At 37.6% G+C, this 18,855-nt stretch carries 15 protein-coding genes; 2 read left to right on the top strand and 13 right to left on the bottom strand.

Translation table 11 applies throughout. The features are described 5' to 3' along the window. Nucleotides 1–7: 7 nt before the first annotated feature. The 4 genes from AB5M32_RS03595 to AB5M32_RS03610 form a co-directional block, all read right to left on the bottom strand. A complete protein-coding gene (locus tag AB5M32_RS03595; RefSeq protein WP_010737724.1) occupies nt 8–1,939 on the bottom strand; it encodes a fructose-specific PTS transporter subunit EIIC in 1,932 nt (643 codons plus the stop codon). Further along, nucleotides 1,936–2,871: a 1-phosphofructokinase gene (gene pfkB / locus AB5M32_RS03600; protein ID WP_010718974.1), complete on the bottom strand. Its 936-nt coding sequence runs from the start codon at nt 2,869–2,871 to the stop codon at nt 1,936–1,938. Before pfkB ends, AB5M32_RS03595 begins: the two co-directional genes overlap by 4 nt. Further along, nucleotides 2,868–3,623 (bottom strand): DeoR/GlpR family DNA-binding transcription regulator, encoded by a 756-nt coding sequence (locus tag AB5M32_RS03605; RefSeq protein ID WP_010718973.1) that lies wholly within the window; start codon nt 3,621–3,623, stop codon nt 2,868–2,870. The genes pfkB and AB5M32_RS03605 overlap by 4 nt, the downstream gene beginning before the upstream one ends. A gap of 359 nt (nt 3,624–3,982) precedes the next feature. Next, nucleotides 3,983–5,359, bottom strand: coding sequence for a hypothetical protein (locus AB5M32_RS03610; RefSeq protein ID WP_207414231.1), 1,377 nt, complete (start codon nt 5,357–5,359; stop codon nt 3,983–3,985). A gap of 87 nt (nt 5,360–5,446) precedes the next feature. Between AB5M32_RS03610 and AB5M32_RS03615 the strand changes: the two genes are divergently transcribed. Then, nucleotides 5,447–5,596: an SPJ_0845 family protein gene (locus AB5M32_RS03615; RefSeq protein ID WP_010737727.1), complete on the top strand. Its 150-nt coding sequence runs from the start codon at nt 5,447–5,449 to the stop codon at nt 5,594–5,596. A 60-nt stretch (nt 5,597–5,656) separates the two neighbouring features. Here the strand turns inward: AB5M32_RS03615 and yihA are convergent, their stop codons facing one another. The 7 genes from yihA to AB5M32_RS03650 form a co-directional block, all read right to left on the bottom strand. Further along, nucleotides 5,657–6,244 (bottom strand): ribosome biogenesis GTP-binding protein YihA/YsxC, encoded by a 588-nt coding sequence (gene yihA, locus AB5M32_RS03620; RefSeq protein ID WP_010718969.1) that lies wholly within the window; start codon nt 6,242–6,244, stop codon nt 5,657–5,659. Between the two features lie 436 nt (nt 6,245–6,680). Then, the gene (gene clpX, locus AB5M32_RS03625) at nt 6,681–7,931 is read right to left on the bottom strand and encodes an ATP-dependent Clp protease ATP-binding subunit ClpX (protein WP_010718968.1); all 1,251 of its coding nucleotides are present in this window, start codon (nt 7,929–7,931) and stop codon (nt 6,681–6,683) included. Nucleotides 7,932–8,110: 179 nt separating this feature from the next. After that, on the bottom strand, nt 8,111–9,397 hold the full coding sequence (gene tig, locus AB5M32_RS03630; RefSeq protein WP_010718967.1) for a trigger factor: 1,287 nt from the start codon (nt 9,395–9,397) through the stop codon (nt 8,111–8,113). 146 nt (nt 9,398–9,543) lie between these two features. Next, nucleotides 9,544–10,485: a hypothetical protein gene (locus AB5M32_RS03635; protein WP_010718966.1), complete on the bottom strand. Its 942-nt coding sequence runs from the start codon at nt 10,483–10,485 to the stop codon at nt 9,544–9,546. Nucleotides 10,486–10,599: 114 nt separating this feature from the next. Further along, entirely contained in the window at nt 10,600–11,253 is a 654-nt protein-coding gene (locus AB5M32_RS03640) for an RDD family protein (RefSeq protein WP_368024319.1), read from the bottom strand. Between the two features lie 2 nt (nt 11,254–11,255). Beyond that, complete coding sequence (sppA, locus tag AB5M32_RS03645; RefSeq protein WP_010718964.1) at nt 11,256–12,284, bottom strand: signal peptide peptidase SppA; 1,029 nt, start codon at nt 12,282–12,284, stop codon at nt 11,256–11,258. A gap of 12 nt (nt 12,285–12,296) precedes the next feature. Beyond that, on the bottom strand, nt 12,297–12,587 hold the full coding sequence (locus AB5M32_RS03650) for a hypothetical protein (RefSeq protein WP_010718963.1): 291 nt from the start codon (nt 12,585–12,587) through the stop codon (nt 12,297–12,299). A gap of 399 nt (nt 12,588–12,986) precedes the next feature. Here AB5M32_RS03650 and glmS point away from each other — a divergent pair, with 399 nt between their 5' ends. Next, on the top strand, nt 12,987–14,795 hold the full coding sequence (glmS, locus tag AB5M32_RS03655; RefSeq protein WP_034698260.1) for a glutamine--fructose-6-phosphate transaminase (isomerizing): 1,809 nt from the start codon (nt 12,987–12,989) through the stop codon (nt 14,793–14,795). A gap of 170 nt (nt 14,796–14,965) precedes the next feature. On the opposite strand, the gene AB5M32_RS03660 is transcribed toward glmS, so the two are convergent. Next, the gene (locus tag AB5M32_RS03660; RefSeq protein WP_207431981.1) at nt 14,966–17,203 is read right to left on the bottom strand and encodes a fibronectin type III domain-containing protein; all 2,238 of its coding nucleotides are present in this window, start codon (nt 17,201–17,203) and stop codon (nt 14,966–14,968) included. 293 nt (nt 17,204–17,496) lie between these two features. Continuing rightward, entirely contained in the window at nt 17,497–18,855 is a 1,359-nt protein-coding gene (gene glmM / locus AB5M32_RS03665; RefSeq protein ID WP_010718960.1) for a phosphoglucosamine mutase, read from the bottom strand.

An 18,855-nucleotide genomic window follows, 5' to 3' on the forward strand; every position in this document is an offset into this window, starting at 1 on the left:
TTGAAAATTATGCTGTTGTTACTGTTGGTGATTTTCTTAGTAAACCATAAATCACACCAGAAACGATTGCACCAATAGCGATGAATGCTAAGTACAAGACTGGATGACTTAACAAGAATACAACGAAAATCCCACCATGAGGAGCAAGTAATTTGATGCCGAAAGCACCAACTAAACCACCTGTTAAAGCAGAGCCAATAATGAAACTTGGAATGGCGCGGATCGGATCAGCTGCTGCAAATGGGATCGATCCTTCTGTTACAAAGGACAAGCCCATCACAATATTCGTTAGACCAGCATCTTGATCTGTTTTACTAAATTTATTTTTGAATAAACGAGTAGCAACAAAAATTGCTAATGGTGGAACCATCCCACCAGCCATAACAGAAGCCATCACGACACTACCGCCAGTCGCAACAGTTGTTGCTAGCGTAGCTGTACCGAAAACATAAGCCGCTTTATTAATTGGTCCACCTAAGTCAGCAGCCATCATTCCTGCAAGTAAAGCACCAAGTAACGCAGCGTTTGAACCGCTCATACTTGTTAAAAATCCGTTTAATGCATCATTGATTGCTTTCATCGGTACATTAACTAACAACATCAAGAAACCGGTAATCAACAACCCAAACACGGGATAAAAGAGAATCGTTTTGATTCCGTCTAATGATTTAGGTAATTTCTTGAAGAGTTTACGCAAGAACACAATGACATATCCAGCTAAGAAACCGCCGATCAAAGCCCCTAAGAAGCCTGCACCGCCAGTATTAGCTAATGCCCCAGCAGCAAAACCAACAATCAAACCAGGGCGATCCCCGATACTTGAAGCAATAAATCCAGCAAGAACTGGTAACATGAAACCAAAAGCAGCTTGACCGATTTGGTTGAACCAGCTGGCAATTTGATTATAATTCCCAAGGTTTGCAAGCTGATCTTGTGGTACACCCATAAATTGGTCTACCATGAAAGAAAGAGCAATTGCAATCCCACCGCCAATAACAAACGGCAGCATATGAGAAACACCATTCATCAAATCTTTATAGATTCGTTGGCCGACGGTTCCTTCTGCATTTCCTTCATCAGAACCAGTATCTTTCCCTTGTCCATGATAAACTGGTGCAGTACCGCTTAAAGCAAGATTGATCAGTTCTTCTGGCTTACGAATCCCGTCGCTAACCGGACGATTGACAAGTTCTTTCCCGTCAAAGCGATCCATGGCAACTTTTTTATCTGCTGCTACGATTACACCATCCGCACGAGCGATGTCTTCAGCTGTTAATAAGTTTTTAACGCCTTCTGATCCGTTTGTTTCAACTTTGATCTCTACGCCCATTTCTTTCGCTTTTTTCTTCAAAGCATCTTCCGCCATATAAGTGTGGGCAATTCCTGTTGGACAAGCGGTTACTGCAATAACAAACTTGCTCTTAGGATCAACGGTTGCAGCTTCAGCTTGTTTTGCCTGTTCTGCTTTTTCTTCCGCAGCTTTTTGATCTTCCGCTGTTTGGAATAATTCTTGTACAGCTTCTGGTGAATCTGCTTCTTTTAATTTTGCAACAAAATCTGGATCCACTAAAAGGCGGGATAAAGCAGCTAACGCTTGTAAGTGTGTATCATTTGCGCCTTCTGGAGCTGCGATCATAAAGAATAGGTAAGTCGGCTGACCATCTAATGCCTCATAATCGACCCCTTTGTTACTTTTAGCAAATAGTACGGTTGCTTCTTTTACTGCTGCATTTTTTGCATGAGGCATCGCAATGCCGTCACCTAGTCCGGTAGAAGTTTGCGCTTCTCGTGCTAAAATCCCCTCTTTATAGGTTTCAATATCTGAGATTCTTCCGGCAGCAAACATTTTTTGGACCATTTCATCAATTGCGCCTTTTTTATCAGTTGCTTGTAGGTCCATGATCATTGCATCTTTGATCATTAAATCTTTGATATTCATGATAATCCTCCTGAAAACGAATCTATTTTTGTTATCTCAACTTCTGGTAACAGTTCATCAATCAATGCTCTAGAAGCTAAATCATCAGAAAATGCTGTCGCACTTCCACAAGCGACTCCCCATTTAAATGCTTCCACTGGATCTTGATTTTTGCTATAAGCACCAATAAATCCAGCAATCATTGAATCTCCTGCACCAACCGAGTTTTTTAACGGGCGAACTAATACGTTTGATCGGTAAGCACCTTCATTAGTAAATAACAAGGCACCATCTCCCGCCATTGATATCAAGACATTTTGTGCCCCTTCAGCTAATAGTTTCTTACCATATGGCAAAATCTCTTCCACACGATCAAAGTGTGTCTGATATAATTCGGCTAATTCATGGTTATTAGGTTTGATCAACAATGGTCTTTTAGCAAGAGAATTTTTTAGATCATCCCCAGTTGTATCAATCACAAAGTCCGCTTCTTTTTCACGAATGATCTCAATCAATTCTTGATAGAACCCTTTTCTTAAGCTGGCAGGAGTACTACCAGATAAGACAACGATGTCCCCTTTGTTCACAACACTTAGCGCTTGCTTGAATGATTGGATTTCTTCATCTGAGATCGTTGGGCCTAAACCATTGATCTCCGTTTCAGAATCAGATTTTAATTTGATATTGATCCGAGTATCTGATTGAACTGTTGTAAAAGAAGTTTGGATTGTTTCTTTTTCCAACCACTCTGCGATAAAGTTTCCTGTAAAGCCTCCTAAAAAACCAAGGGCTGTCGAATCAGAGTCAATTCTTTTCAAAATTCGAGAAACATTGATCCCTTTTCCGCCAGGAACTTTAAAGTCTTCTTTCATTCGATTCAATTCCCCGATTTTTAACCCATCGACACGTACGATAAAGTCAATCGACGGATTTAATGTTACTGTATAAATCATTGTATAGCTGCCTCCTTGATAGTTGTCCGTTCCCGATAATCGGTAACAAATTCCAATGGACAACGTTCGGTTACGATCGTGGCTGCTTCTAAAGGTGCCACAGAAGTGAAACTAAGCTTGTTGAACTTAGAATGATCAATCAGGACAAAACTTTCTTCCGCATTTGCCATTGCTAGACGTTTCACGGCTGCTTCTTCCGGATCTGGCGTTGTAAATCCACGGTTCAAGTCAACACCGTTCATTCCCATAAACACTTTATTAAAATAGAAATTTTTTAACTGGCTGATTGTACTATTTCCTAGTACAGCATTTGTTGATAATTTAACTTGTCCACCTAATATGATGGTGGGAAGTTGCAAATCAACCAAACTAGCTGCATGTTTCACTGAATTAGTTACTACCGTTACCTTTTTCTCTTGCAAATATGGGATCATTTCTAACGTCGTGGACCCAGCATCTAAATAAATAACGTCATCGTCATTGATTAATTGAGCTGCTAATCGAGCGATTGTTTGTTTTTCTTGAACGTTTTTGAGCGTTTTTTCACTCATATTCTGTTCAAACCCTAAAAGTTGCCCTTTTTTCGCGCCACCATGGATTCTTTCTAACAGACCATCATTCTCCAACTCTTGCAAATCACGTCTAATCGTTGATTCAGAAGCGTTTAGAAGTGTTACTAAATCTTGAGATTTCACTATTTTATTTTGTTCTAACAAGTGTAGTATTTTTTGTCTGCGCTCTTCTGTAAGCATTTCCACGATCACCTCACGACATATAGTAGCATAATTCTTTTTATTAATCAATAAAAATCATTCAAAAACATTCATAGACAATCTAAAACATTCAAAAAAGAGTCTGAACTTTCAACTGGTCCAGACTCTTGAGTGGTTGTAAAGAAGTACGAACGGTATTCGCTGTATGATTCTTCCACAACCTTTTATATGCTTTATTTTCTATGCACTAAATAATAGTACCTTCCTAATCCAATGAACATAATGATAAAGCCCAAAATTGATCGTACAGGGATGTTGGGAAGAAAGAACATCAAAAAAGCTACAAATGCTGTAGGTAACATGACCCGATAATATAAGTGTTTATCCATGTGATCACCTCAAATTTTTTGTAATGTCGCAAATTTGTTTAACTTTGGATAATCATAGATTTCTACTCTAAGATGATTTACACCTTTTTTCACGTCAAAGCTTAAACGTCCTCGTCTTTTTCTTATTCGCTTAAACTGAATATCTGATAGTTTTTCGCGAATTTCATTCAATGGGAGCTGTGTCAAATTTTCAGTAGGTACGTATAATCGTAAAGTAACTAAATATTCTTGATATTTTTCATCGTCAACTGCGATCTCTAAGTATTCTCTTATATAGTAGCAATAAGCTTCGATCCCATCATCTAAAGAAATACGAGGATCAATCACTTTGTAAAACATCATCTGCGCCCGCTGCTCATCTACCCAAGGAAAATAAGCTTGTGTATTCAACCTCCCTCTTACTCGCTTTTCGTGGTATTCATCATTGACAAAATTATAACTTCGAGTAACGAAGAACGTCGCATCCTTTTTCTGAGTCGGTTGCATTCTTTCATTTTGGTATTGAACAGATTGAATACTTTGATCGGTATAAGCATACTCAATGTACGGGGCTTTCAAAAGCCCAACACCATTGTCCCAAGAAAGATGATCAAATCCCAATTGGTCGCGATAATAGGTCTGAAAATGTCGATTCGTTTCCTCGGCCCATTTGAAAGGGTCACGATATAATTGAATACAGATCACACCATTTTGTTTCTCTTTTACAAATTCCACTTGTTGGACATCTAAAAATACTTGTTTCGGAATGATGCGATAGTAGTAAGAGCTGTAATACATTTCCCAACAAGAAGTAAAGCATAATCCCTCATGAGATAGATCGTAACCAGGCAATTGATTACAATCAATCACAACCGCTCCCGATCGTTCTCTCATCTTTGGCAACTTATCAATAGCTTCTTGTGTTTCAAACTTCAACCGTTCTTCAATTTCTTTAATATTATGATACTTAAATTCATTGTATGAACGTAAGTAAGCAAATACGCCATTTTTATCCATTTTAAGCTGGATATAATCTCTGATCACCGATTCATGTTGTAAGAAAATATTCTTCTCCAAAATATTCTTAATGATCAATTGTTGACCATCAAAATGAAAACGACACTCATTCCTTTCATTTTTTACAGTCAGCCAACCAAATGCGAACTGAGATTCCTGCATTGCTTCCTTTTTAAAGGTTGTCCATTCAAATATTCGTGCTGTCTGACGAGAAGTCTGAAAAAATGAGGGACTAAACATCATCCGAATAAAAAAGAACCAATCTTCCAATTCATTTTCTCTTTGACTTTGATTCAAATCGGTTAATTGAATCGTCATTAATAATTGTTGTTCTTCCACTACGCTCTCACTCCTTTCAAATTGTTTTATAATTAAATTATAACCAAGCATAAGAAAAAACTAAAATTTAACGACTTCCAATTATTTTAGTAACTATCCATGGTAGAATAGAAACAAATAATCAAAGAGGTGAATAATTTGGGGCTTAAATTTGAACGTACAGATAATCTTGATAAATTATTTGAATCCTTTGCTGTTGATCCAGAAAAAACAGTTGCTTCAAAAGAAGAAATCGATCGCTTTTTGAAACCAAAAAATGACGAAAAAAAAGAACAGACAAAAAAATAGAAAAAAACTAGTAGCAAGCGAATGTTCTCCTCTTTGAGTCCTTCGTCTGCTACTAGTTTTTTATTCTGAAATTGCTTCTTCAATTGCCTGCCAAGCTTCTTCTTTTCCTTGCTTTGTGACAGAAGAAAATAAAATAAACTGATCATTATTATCAAAATCCAACGCTTTTTTGATTTCACTTTCATGCTTGTTCCATTTTCCTCGTGGTATCTTATCCGCTTTAGTCGCTACGACAATCACTGGAATATCGTAATATTTCAAAAATTCATACATCTGGATATCCTCTTGGGAAGGTTTGTGACGTAAATCGACTAAAGAAACGACTGCTCGCAACTGCTCTCTGGTCGTAATATATGTTTCGATCATTTTACCCCATTTTGCACGTTCAGTCTTTGATACTTTGGCATAACCATAACCAGGGACATCGACAAAGTGTAACGCATTTTCAATCAAATAAAAATTCAATGTTTGGGTCTTACCTGGTTTTCCCGAAGTGCGAGCTAAATTCTTTCGGTCAATCAACGTATTGATAAAAGAAGACTTTCCGACATTTGAACGCCCTGCTAAAGCAATTTCTGGTAAATCAGATTCTGGGTATTGTTTTGGTGCAACTGCACTAATCACTATTTCTGCTTGATGTACTTTCATAAAATCTCTCCTAAAAAAGGTCGTTGAAGAAGAAAGGAACTCTATCGAGATGAGGGAAGATTGTTTAATATCACTTTATTAAACAATCTCTGATATACGAAGAGTCGCTTCTTAAACGCCGTGTAACAGGTTGCGAGAAGCATGAATTGATTCGTTCATTAAAGAAAAAAATCTCGAAACAGCTTCTCATGTTTTGAGGTTTTTTGATTTCATTCTAAGATTCAACGATCGAAAAACTGCAGTTGATTGCGGAAAGTACGTTTTTACATAAACGAAAGTCATCTTCCCTATTTGCCAATTTTGAGTAATCACAACGTTGAATCGCCTGCTGTCAATAGAATGCCTTAATCATTAATCAATAGTTTCGATAAAAAGACAAAGCTGCCGCAAAAGCAATAACTAACTTTCACGACAGCACTCCAGCTTCTATCTGCTTTTATCCCGCTTTTTTCTCAGAATCTTTATAAACGACAGTCGGTTCTCCTGTTAATTCAGCAGCTTCTTTCGTAATGATCACTTTTTCGATATTCTCATTAGATGGGATGTCAAACATAATATCCATCATGATTTCTTCGATGATCGAACGTAGTCCACGTGCCCCAGTATTTCGGGCAATTGCTTTTTCAGCGATTGCTGTTAATGCCTCTGGTTCAAATTCTAATTCCGTATTATCCAAAGCAAGTAATTTTTGGTATTGTTTGACCAAAGCATTCTTTGGCTCTGTCAAAATACGCACAAGATCTTCTGTCGTTAATTTTTCAAGTGCTGCCATTACTGGTAAACGACCAATAAATTCAGGAATCAAACCAAATTTCAATAGATCTTCTGGAATGATTTCTTGCATGACACTTTCTCCATCTGCTAATTTTTGATTTTTAGTCCCGAAACCGATTGTCTTTTCTCCTAGACGATTTTTAACAATTGTTTCAATCCCATCAAACGCACCACCTACGATAAACAAAACATTTGTTGTATCGATTTGGATAAATTCTTGATGAGGATGTTTCCGACCGCCTTGAGGGGGAACGCTGGCAACTGTTCCTTCTAAAATCTTCAATAAGGCTTGTTGGACACCTTCACCTGAAACATCTCGAGTAATTGAAACATTCTCACTTTTACGAGCAATTTTATCGATTTCGTCAATGTAGATGATCCCTTTTTCAGCTCGTTCCACATTGTAATCAGCTGATTGCAATAATTTCAATAGGATGTTTTCGACGTCTTCCCCAACATAACCAGCTTCAGTTAAACTGGTTGCATCAGCGATCGCAAAAGGTACATTTAACGTTTTAGCTAATGTTTGTGCCAAGAAAGTTTTCCCTGATCCAGTAGGACCGATCAGACAGATATTACTTTTTTGCAGTTCAACATCATCTGCATCTTCTTGGGATTGTTGATTAACACGCTTATAGTGATTGTATACTGCTACAGCTAATGAACGTTTCGCACGATCTTGACCAATCACATAATTATTTAAGACTTCCAAAATTTCTAATGGTTTTGGTACTTCTGTGAATTCACGTACCGCTTCTTCATAAAATTCTTCATCAATGATTTCTTTGCATAGGTCAATACATTCATTACAGATGTAGACCCCTGGACCAGCCACGATTTTTTTTACTTCTTCTTGTGTTTTCCCGCAAAAAGAACAACGTACGGTCTCATTGCCACTTGGATTATCATACATGGTCTTCACCCCTTAACTTGCATCATAAATGCAAGAAACTATCACAGACTTTACAGTCTTTTACTATCATACCATAATTCAAAAAAAAGCAAAAGCACTAAACAAGAACCAAAAATCGAAAATATGCAAAAAGAGGAAACCTCTCAGTTTCCTCTTTGATAAAATGCAATAAAAGATGATTATTTTGCTTCAGTAGCAGTTCCAGTAATCAAATCGATTGCTTTTTTCATTGTCACATCATGTTCCAACATATCTTCTGTTAACACTCGTTTGATTTGTTCGATTGGCATGTTGTATGTCTCAGATAATTCTTGGATTTCAGCGTTGATTTCTTCTTCTGTTGCTGCTAGTCCTTCTGCTTTAGCGATAGCTTCGATTACAAGATTTGTTTTTGTGCGTACTTCTGCTTCGCCTTCAAATTGTTTGTGCAAGTCTTCTTCTGTAGAACCAGTTAATTGGTAGTACATGTCAGGAGAGATTCCTTGACGTTGCATGTTGTTCAAAAATTCATCCATTGAACGGTGTACTTCATCGTGAACCATCACGTGTGGCAGATCAACGATTTCTGCATTTTCAACAGCTAAGCGGATTGCAGCTTCATCTTTTGCGTCTTCTGCTTCTTTTTCTTTTGCTTCTGTCAATTCTTTTAGATATTTTTCTTTCAATTCTGCTAATGTAGAAACTTCATCATCTACATCTTTTGCAAATTCATCATCTAATTCAGGTACTTCTTTAGCTTTTACTTCATGAACCGTTACTTTGAACACTGCTTCTTTACCGGCAAGATCTTCTGCTTGATAGTCTTCTGGGAAAGTAACTGTTACATCTAAGCTTTCACCTGATTTTTTACCGATCAATTGATCTTCAAAGCCAGGAATGAATGAACCAGAGCCTAGTTCTAGTGAATAGTTTTCACCTTTTCCGCCATCGAATGCTTCGCCATCAACAAAGCCTTCAAAGTCAATCACTACAGTATCGCCATTTTCTGCTGGAGCATCTTCTTTGATTACTAATTCTGCTTGAGCTTCTTGTTCACGTTTGATACGTTCTTCCACATCCGCTTCAGTAACTTCACGGTCTTGTTTTTCAACAACTAAATCTTTATATTGACCTAATTTCACTTCAGGTTTAACTGTTACTTCAGCAGTGATCACCCAATCTTGCCCTTTTTCCATGCTTTCAACATCGATTTGAGGTTGTGATACAGGTTCGATACCTGCTTCTTTAACTGCTGCTTCATAGCTTTCAGGTAAGACAGCATTCAATGCGTCTTCATAAAGAGCTTCTTCTCCGTACATACGGTTGAATACTTGGCGTGAAACTTTCCCTTTACGGAACCCTGGTACGTTCAAGTTTCCTTTAACTTTATTAAACGCAGCTGTCAATCCTTTTTGAATTTCATCTTGCGCAATCGTAAATTTTAAAACACCATCGTTTGTGCCTTTTTTTTCAAATGTTGCAGTCATTTAGTTCCCTCCGAGTTTAGAAAATTCATTTTATACATCAAAAACGTTTCATGCATACCCTTAAATAGTACACTAACCCTTTCAAATTGTAAACATATTGAATGGTTAGAATCCACGTTTTTCATGACTTTTTTATCTGATAAGTGTCAACGGTCACTTTGAAAGAGTAGCATTTCCCTTAAAATATTTCCCCTTTTTTCTAGGAAATCTGCTTCCTCTGCTTCTGTTTGTCTATTATTATAGTTTGGATCATACATGCTAAGTGTATCAGCAAACCATTTTTTAGGATCACCGACATATGTATCATAAACAGGATAAAGAAGAGCGGATTGCATCATAAATTCTTCTTTTAGCACTGTACTAAGATAGGCATCTTGATCTTCATAAGCTTCTGCTAATCGCATTAACTGTTCATAAGCCTTTTGCTTTTCTGGTTTTGGTAATGTTGCAGGTATGACTTCTATAAACGTCTGATCCATCGTTAAATAAACAACTGGCTGGTGTTTCTTCACTTGCACGAGTGACTCTAACATTTTTGCTCGCACTAATAAGTGGATCTCTGGTAAGATAATCATTTTTTTGATTGTTTGTACCAATTCATGATAAGGCAACTCTTCAATCTCAGACACAACCAAAAGTTGTTCTGCAGGTGGCATTGTCGGCATTTTTTCAACACTAAGATGAATCTTACGTATTTTTTGACGGTCATTTTGACTCGTGAAATTTTCTGCTTGTTGGATCTTCTCTACCATGAGTTGCTCAAATAAATCAGAAAAATCATAGCTGGCAATTAACTTGCGAGCATAAAGATAATCTTTTGTTTGGATCAGCAGATCAAAATAAAAAGCTGCCACTTTTTCATCTGTCAGGTAGTCATTTTCATAAGGAAACGCCTGATTCAGCGCTTCTTTTTTTTCATCTAGCTCAACTAAGCAAAGGACAAGTAGACGGTTCGCCTCAAATGTTCCTTTAAGCTCCAATGCTCGTTGTAAAAATGTTTTTGCTTGTAAATATTGATGATCAGCTAATGCTTGTTGTGCTAGACGCATAAGATTTTCGTATTTATCAGGAAAATCAATCGGCTCCAATGTTCGTTCTCCCTTCGACTCTTTGCCAGTAAAATCATGAATAAAACTATAGTATCAAACATAAAAAAACATGACAATCTTTTTTAGATTGCCATGTTGAAAAAATAAAATGAATCAAGCATTAATTTCTTGATTAAAGGCTTTGACTAGATTTAGCGTGACTACACTCGTATTTGAAAAATAATCACCAATATGCTGTTTTCTTTGATTAAAGATTGTCGGTAAATAGCCAACAAAAAGTAATGGGAATTTCAAAATGAACCGACAAGCGCCTTCTCTCACCAGCACTGTTGTCCAACTCAAATCTGATTCATTAAAGCAAATCACACGAATCCCAAAAATCATTTTTCCAATCGTTTGACCATGATTTAATTTCGTGAATAAAATAAAATAACCAAGGTAAATCAGCAAAGCAGCAAAACCATAAATACTTAAATAAGAATCGGATACTTTTAACCAGTCTAAATTAGCCGCTAAGCCAATGGTCAACCGTGTGATTGAGCCAATACAAATCAGATCCACAATAAAAGCGAAAAATCTTATCCAAAATCCTGCATAAAAATATTTAGGAAAGTCATTTACATTGATTTTTTCCTCTTTATCTTCGGTATACTGTTGCCATTGTTGTTGATTTACTTTGATTTCACTTTCAGATAATGGTTTTTCTTTAAAAGATTGCAGTACTTTTTGAGAAAAGCCTGGATCTGGACCCACAGCAGGACGATCTGCCTTGTTATGTGAAGATAAATCTTCTGGTTGCTTCGTCATACTTACTCACCTCCGTAATAATACATTGCCTTTGGTGATTGTACGGTTCCTTGATTTTCTAAGAAAGACAAGATTTGACTTGTTTCAGAAGCTTTTAGGCCTTGAAGCTGAGCAAGTTTCGAACCGAACCATGTGTTTGCAAAACCAGTAGTATTCGTTTCATATTCTACTAACTGAGCGTTTTCTAAATGTTGCTCACTTCTCATCGCTTTTAACGCGTCTTGTGGATACCCAATTTCATCCACTAATCCGACTGCTTTCGCCTGTTCTCCATCATAAATACGACCATCCGCAATTTTTCGGACTTCTTCTTCTGATTGATTTCGTCCAGTACTGACTACTTTGACAAATCGATTGTAGGCATTATCGATATAAGTTTGTAAGACTTTTTGATCTTCTGGCGTTTGTGGTCTAGTACTTGAACCCATATCTTTCAATGCACCACTTTTTACCGTCGTATCCTCGATCCCTAATTTTTCTAAAAGTCCAGAATAATTAAGACCTGACATGATGACACCAATGGACCCAGTGACTGTTTCCTCTGTTGCATAGATTTTATCTGCTTGGGCTGAGATATAATATCCGCCACTAGCAGCTGTATTTTTCATACTGACATACATTGGAATATTTCGTTCATTTCGGATATCACTGATTGTCTTAGCTATTTCTGCACTTTCATAAACACCACCACCAGGAGAATTGACTTCTAACATCATCCCTTTGATCGTTTTATCTTCTTTTATAGCATTTAATTGCTCCATAAACTTAGCGTGATTGTATCCTTCTGTTGCAAACAAACCTGATGTTCCATCACTAGTGATCGTCCCATCAACAGTCAATTTTACGATTTTTTCTGAACTATCTCCTTCTTCCAGAACTGTGGGCGATAATTCATTAGTGCCATATAATAAGCTATTCAAACCACTCATTTGCTTTTCTTCTTTTGAATTTGACGTCAGGCTAGATGATACCAACGAAACAACCAATAAGCCTGCCGCAATCAACACTGCTATCCAACGCTTTTTATTCATACTCTCCCTCGCTTAATATAAATTTTTGATAACGATCACTGTTTCTTTATCTCCAGTTGCATTCATTTTTTCTGCTTTTTCGACTAATGTAAATCCATTGAACTTCTCTTTTGTCCACTCATCTTCTACTACGAATTGTTGCGCTTCTCCAATAGTCAACGCATCAGGCGCAATTTCTTGGATACTATCCCAACCAGTATCTAAAAAGATTTTGGTTTCATCATCCACTGTATTTACTTTTTCAAGTTCGGCCAACTGTTTTTTTAGCATGCCTAATGTCAAGACTGCGATATTTGATGCCATTTTTCATCCTCCTTCTTTTACTTACTCTCATATTGTACCGAAGTCTGCAAAAAGATGATAGTCAAAACTTCATTTCGACCCTCCCGCCACAACCATATAGACCAATTTTATTTTCTCTCTTTTTTATTGACAAACATCACACAACAACGTTATCATTTAAGAAGTTTCCAGAAAAATACGAAAAAGGAGTTTAGATATACCATTCTCATTTTAAGGAATAGCGCCTGGTCTGTAGTTACAGATGACGAGGAAAGGGTTTATCGAAATATTCGGCGGATGACCCTAGGGACTGCACTCTATAGGATCGATCAAAACCTATCTGTGAAGATAGAACAAAAATCGATTCCAGCAGCTGGAAACTTTCATAATGATTATATTATAGAAAGTAGGATGTTTTTTATGTGTGGAATTGTCGGAATGATTGGATTAGAAAACGTAACACCAGGATTGATCAATGGTTTAGAAAAATTAGAATATCGGGGATACGATTCGGCTGGAATCTTTGTTGCGAATCATGAAAATGATTTTTTGGTCAAAGCACAAGGTAGAATTCAGAACCTAAAGGATAAGCTAACAAACGAAACAGCGGGAACAATCGGAATCGGTCACACTCGTTGGGCAACTCATGGCGAACCTTCTCAAAAAAATGCGCACCCTCACACTTCTCAAAGCGGACGTTTTGTTCTTGTCCATAACGGTGTAATTGAAAACTTTGCTGAACTAAAAAATGATTATTTAGAAACGGATCAATTTTCAGGGGAAACGGATACTGAGATCATTGCTCATCTTATTGAATTTTTTGCAAATGAAGGACTGGATACAAAATCTGCCTTTGTCAAAACACTTCAATTAATCAAAGGTTCTTATGCTTTCGCATTAATTGATCGTACTCTGCCAGATCAAATTTTTGTCGCTAAAAACAAAAGCCCTCTCTTAATTGGTCTGGGAGACGGATTCAATGTTATCGCCAGCGATGCAATGGCTATGCTGGCTTATACGAAAGAATTTGTTGAAATTGAAGATGGCGAATTAGTGATCGTCACTAAAAATGAGATTTCAATCGAAACGATCTCAGGTCAACCAGTTGAACGAACTTCTTTTGAAGCACAAATTGATGCAGCTGATATTGAAAAGGGCACTTATCCTTACTACATGTTGAAAGAAATCGATGAACAACCGATCGTTATGCGAAAGATTGCCCAAACTTACGTGAACCATGAGAATGAAGTACTGATGGACAAACAACTTTTAGAAACAGCTAAAAACAGTGACCGTATCTACATTGTTGCTTGTGGAACGAGTTACCATGCTGGCTTAGTTGGAAAACCTATTTTAGAACAATTAACCCGTATTCCTGTGGAAGTCCACCTTGCAAGTGAATTTGGTTATAATTTGCCTTTACTTTCAGAGAAACCATTTTTTATTTTCTTAAGCCAAAGTGGAGAAACAGCAGACAGTCGACAAGTACTCGTGAAAATGAATGAATTGAATTACCCATCATTGACAATCACTAATGTACCTGGCTCTACTTTATCAAGGGAAGCTTCTTACACTCTTTTACTACATGCTGGACCTGAAATCGCCGTGGCTTCAACAAAAGCTTATACTGCTCAAATCGCTGTTTTAGCTGCACTTGCTAAAGGAATTGGTCATGAAAAAAATCTTTCTTCAGCTAGAGAATTCGATCTAACGCACGAGCTTAGTATCGTAGCGAATGGCATGGAAGAACTAATTTCTCAAAAGGACTACTTACAGGAGTTAGCAGCTGACTATCTAATGGATGCAAGAAACGCTTTTTATATTGGACGTGGAACAGATTATGCTGTCTCTTTAGAGGCTGCATTGAAGTTAAAAGAAATCAGTTATATCCAAGCAGAAGGTTTCGCAGCTGGGGAATTAAAACATGGTACGATCGCGCTGATTGAAACGAACACACCGGTTATCGGGATGATCAGCGAAGAGATAACAGGTGCACACACGAGAGGAAATCTAAAAGAAGTGGAAAGTCGTGGAGCAAAAACATTGGTCATGGCTACAAAAGGCTTAGATCGATCAGATGACCAATTAGTATTGCCTGTTGTTCATCCTTTACTTACTTCATTAATCACAGTGATCCCTACACAATTGATTGCCTACTATGCGACCTTGCTAAGAGGTCTTGATGTTGATAAACCGAGAAATTTGGCAAAATCTGTGACTGTTGAATAGAACAATTGCCTCAAAAATAAATCTAATATGAATTATCATGAAAAAAGCCAAAAAACAATGAAATTTAATTTTCATTGCCTTTTTGGCTTTTTTGTGTAGTCATCAATCAGTTCGAAAATGACTTTTTATTGTTTTAACCTATTTTGCATCGAGTCCCCCATCTAAAGGAGCTAAGCATTAGTTCCGGGCTGTTTTGCTTGATGGCTCTTTTTTTGTCTCCTGTAAGATAACAGGATTGTTACACTCACTATGGTTAGCCCCAGTAGTTGTAGCAATGGACTAACTTTATTACCCGTAGCTGGTAACTGTTTACTCACCTTTTTAGCAGTATTCTTATTCACTTTTGCTTCCTCTTTTCCTTTATTAATTGCTCCATTATTTATTGTTTCGGTTTCTTTTGCCACAGGTGGTTTTTCCGTTGATTCTTTTACTATCTCTTCCTCTAAAGGAGGAACCGTCTCATGTTTTTTGCTTGTCTGCACAATAATTTTATTACTTTCTTCCGAGAGATTCCCTTCTTTGTTTTTCGATTTAACTACATAAGAATATTTCGTATTTTCCTGTAAATCTTTATCAGTATATAGTGAGGTTTCCCTCGCTACTTCTCCTACCAATACATTGTTTCGATAAACTTGATAGCTCATGATTTCCTTCGATTCATTAGGTGCGTCCCACATTAAAGCCACTTCATGTTCTGTGACACGGGCTGATCTCAGTTTAGTAGGGGGCAACGGGCGACTCACCTCAATTGTCATTTTCGTTCTTGCTTTCACTGCATTACTTGCTTCTGATAGATTACCAGCTTGATCAACCGCTCTGATTTTATAGGTATAAGTGGTAGCCTCCATCAATCCTGTGTCTATGTAAGTTAAGTCCGTACCAGAAAGTGTTTGGACTAACTGATCGTCTCGATAGACGTGATAACCAGTGACACCCACATCATCGATTGCTGCTTCCCACGACAAGCTGACACTGTTAGTTGTTACATCATCGATTCGTAAATTCAAAGGTGGCGTAGGAGGAGTCAGATCTTCTGCTGATTTTGTCCTAGCCGTTACCGCATTACTTGCTTCTGATAGATTCCCTGATTGATCAACAGCTTTGACTATATAGGTATAGGTGGTATCTTCCATCAAGCCTGTATCTATGTAGGTTAAATCCATACCAGTTAGCGTTTGGACCAACTGATCATCTCGATAAACGTTATAACTAGCTACATCAACATTATCGATTGCTTCTTGCCATGACAAGCTGACACTGTTAGTTGTTACATCATCGATTCGCAAGTTCAAAGGAGCTGCAGGAGGAAGAATTTCTTCTGTTTGTTTTGTCTTAGCTGTTACTGTATTACTCATTTCTGATATGTTTCCTGCCTGATCAACTGCTCTCACTTGATATGTATACATCGTATCTTCCATTAATCCTATATCCGTGTATGCTACTTCCTCCGCACCAATCACTCCTTGAATTAACTGATTGTCTCGATAAATGATATAACCGATTACGTCAATGCTATCTGTCGCTGATTCCCACGATAAGCTGACACTATCAGTTGTTACACTAGTGACTTTTAAATTCAAAGGCACTGCAGGTGGGCTGCTACTCGCCAATTTTGTCCTAGCCGTCACTGCATTACTCGCTACTGATACATTCCCCGCTTGATCAACTGCTCTTACTTCATACGTATAGGTAGTATCTTCCGTTAATCCATTGTCGGTATAGGCGAGGTCTGCACCGGTGACTGTTTGAATCAGTTGGTTGTCTCGATAAACCAAATAACCCATTACGCCTACGTTGTCTGTTGCAGCTTCCCAAGACAAGCTAACACTATCACTTGAAACGTCGTTGACTTTCAGATTTTTAGGATTGGTAGGAGCTTCCAAATCTAATGCAGTGGCTTGAACATTATCAAAATATGCTGTCCCGTTTCCACTAGACGCAAAACGGATAATATATGTATTTTCACCTTCCGGAGTCGTAAAGCTAAATTCATGTTGTTTCCAAGCATCATTATAATGTCTCTCATCCTTCAACGAAATAAACCCTTCCCCATGATTAAGCGTGCCAAATTCCACAATTGCTGGAAACGAAGGGTCTCCGATCACATAATAAGTGAATTGATAGGTCGTTTTCGGTTTTAACTGAACATATTGCAGGATATTCTCTCCATTTGATGCCATTACATAATGATTGCCACTTTCATCTGTCACAAGTGCAGGATTGTTACTTCCAGGATTGGAAACGATCCAGTGATTCAACCCATCATTAAATTCACCATTTTTTATAATCACCTCTTCTGCTAGTTGATAAGAGGGTGCATAAGATGGGTCAACCGCTACTACAATGACCGGTTTTACAAATAGAAAAACAATCATCATCAATCGAATCAGTTTTTTGAAAATTTTCATATTTACCTCCTCTAAATTAGTTGTTTCGCAAGTTAGTTTAATCTATTCAGAGATAAAAAAAGCCCTTTTTTTTCGTATAATTAGAAATTAAAGTTCTATCATAACAACTTTTAACGGAGAATATTCTAAACCCAACGCTAATTTTATACAAAAAAGTAGTTATCTTGGAACAAGCATTTGACAGCAACCCAAATTTGTTTTCCTACGGACAAAAAAACTGTTATTCACAAAAACAAGAAAACATTTTTGTAAATAACAGTCGATTACTATTAAAATGAGAAAAATTTTAGTTCTTATTCTTCAAGTCCGATCTCTTCTCGAACAACTGCAGCAATCTTATCCACGTAATATGCTACTTTTTCATCCGTTGGCGCTTCAGCCATGACACGTAATAATGGTTCAGTTCCAGAAGGACGAACTAAAATTCTTCCTTCACCAGCCATCTCAGCCTCAGTTTCTTCAATCACTTTTTTGATCGCTGGAACTTCCATTGCACCATTTTTGTTACTTACTCGGATATTTACTAATTTTTGTGGGTAGATCGTCACTTCGCTCGCTAACTCGGATAATTTCTTCCCAGTTTGCTTCATGATATTCAGTAATTGGATTCCTGATAGCATTCCATCACCTGTAGTATTAAAGTCAAGGAAGACCATATGACCAGATTGTTCTCCACCAAAATTATAATCATTTTTTCGCATTTCTTCTACAACATAGCGGTCACCAACCTGAGTAACTACGTCCTTCAAGCCAATTTCTTCCACCGCTTTATGGAATCCTAAATTACTCATGACCGTTGTAACGATCGTATCTTTTTTCAAACGATTTTTCTTTGAAAGGTATTTCGCACAAATAAACATGATTTTATCACCATCAACGATGTTCCCAAGTTCATCCACTGCAATAATTCGATCCCCATCACCATCAAATGCTAAACCGGCATCGGCGCCTTTTTCAACAACCATTTCAGCTAACTTTTCAGGGTGTGTTGAACCAACACCATCGTTAATATTTAAGCCATTAGGGCTGGTACCCATCGTATAAAAATCTGTTTCTAAGTCTGCGAATAAACGGTTGACAGAAGTTGCTGTCGCCCCATTTGCCGCATCGACACAAACGGTTAGGCCTGATAGATCCCCATTGATCGTTTGCACTAAGAATTGAGAATATTTTAATAAGCCTTCTGGAAATTCTTCTACTGTTCCTAATCCCTCTGCTGAAGGACGTGGCAATTCGTCCACTTCGGCATCAAGCAATGCTTCAATTTCTAATTCTTGTTCATCCACTAATTTAAACCCATCAGCACCAAAAAATTTGATTCCATTATCTTGTGCAGGATTATGTGAAGCAGAAATCATCACGCCGGCATTGGCTTTTTGCAATCTTGTTAAATAAGCAACTCCTGGTGTGGAAATGACGCCAAGTTGAAATACTTCAATACCAACTGATAACAAACCAGAAATTAAGGCTTCTTCTAGCATTTGCCCAGAGATTCTGGTGTCACGCCCAACTAAAACCCGTGGACGTTTCCCTTCTGTTTCATGTTGGCTTAATACATATCCGCCACATCTACCTAACTTAAACGCTAATTCTGGTGTCAATTCTTTATTGGCTTCGCCACGGACACCATCCGTTCCAAAATATTTACCCAT

It is taken from the genome of Enterococcus sp. C57, from assembly GCF_040887305.1.
Lineage (GTDB): Bacteria > Bacillota > Bacilli > Lactobacillales > Enterococcaceae > Enterococcus_B > Enterococcus_B hirae.

Excerpts from the sequence above, each read along its gene's own strand:
- AB5M32_RS03595 (WP_010737724.1), bottom strand. The coding sequence starts at position 1,939 with ATGAATATCAAAGATTTAATGATCAAAGATGCAATGATCATGGACCTA.
- pfkB (WP_010718974.1), bottom strand. The coding sequence starts at position 2,871 with ATGATTTATACAGTAACATTAAATCCGTCGATTGACTTTATCGTACGT.
- AB5M32_RS03605 (WP_010718973.1), bottom strand. The coding sequence starts at position 3,623 with ATGCTTACAGAAGAGCGCAGACAAAAAATACTACACTTGTTAGAACAA.
- AB5M32_RS03610 (WP_207414231.1), bottom strand. The coding sequence starts at position 5,359 with ATGCTTGGTTATAATTTAATTATAAAACAATTTGAAAGGAGTGAGAGC.
- yihA (WP_010718969.1), bottom strand. The coding sequence starts at position 6,244 with ATGAAAGTACATCAAGCAGAAATAGTGATTAGTGCAGTTGCACCAAAA.
- clpX (WP_010718968.1), bottom strand. The coding sequence starts at position 7,931 with ATGTATGATAATCCAAGTGGCAATGAGACCGTACGTTGTTCTTTTTGC.
- tig (WP_010718967.1), bottom strand. The coding sequence starts at position 9,397 with ATGACTGCAACATTTGAAAAAAAAGGCACAAACGATGGTGTTTTAAAA.
- AB5M32_RS03640 (WP_368024319.1), bottom strand. The coding sequence starts at position 11,253 with ATGACGAAGCAACCAGAAGATTTATCTTCACATAACAAGGCAGATCGT.
- sppA (WP_010718964.1), bottom strand. The coding sequence starts at position 12,284 with ATGAATAAAAAGCGTTGGATAGCAGTGTTGATTGCGGCAGGCTTATTG.
- AB5M32_RS03650 (WP_010718963.1), bottom strand. The coding sequence starts at position 12,587 with ATGGCATCAAATATCGCAGTCTTGACATTAGGCATGCTAAAAAAACAG.
- glmS (WP_034698260.1), top strand. The coding sequence starts at position 12,987 with ATGTGTGGAATTGTCGGAATGATTGGATTAGAAAACGTAACACCAGGA.
- AB5M32_RS03660 (WP_207431981.1), bottom strand. The coding sequence starts at position 17,203 with ATGAAAATTTTCAAAAAACTGATTCGATTGATGATGATTGTTTTTCTA.
- glmM (WP_010718960.1), bottom strand. The coding sequence starts at position 18,855 with ATGGGTAAATATTTTGGAACGGATGGTGTCCGTGGCGAAGCCAATAAA.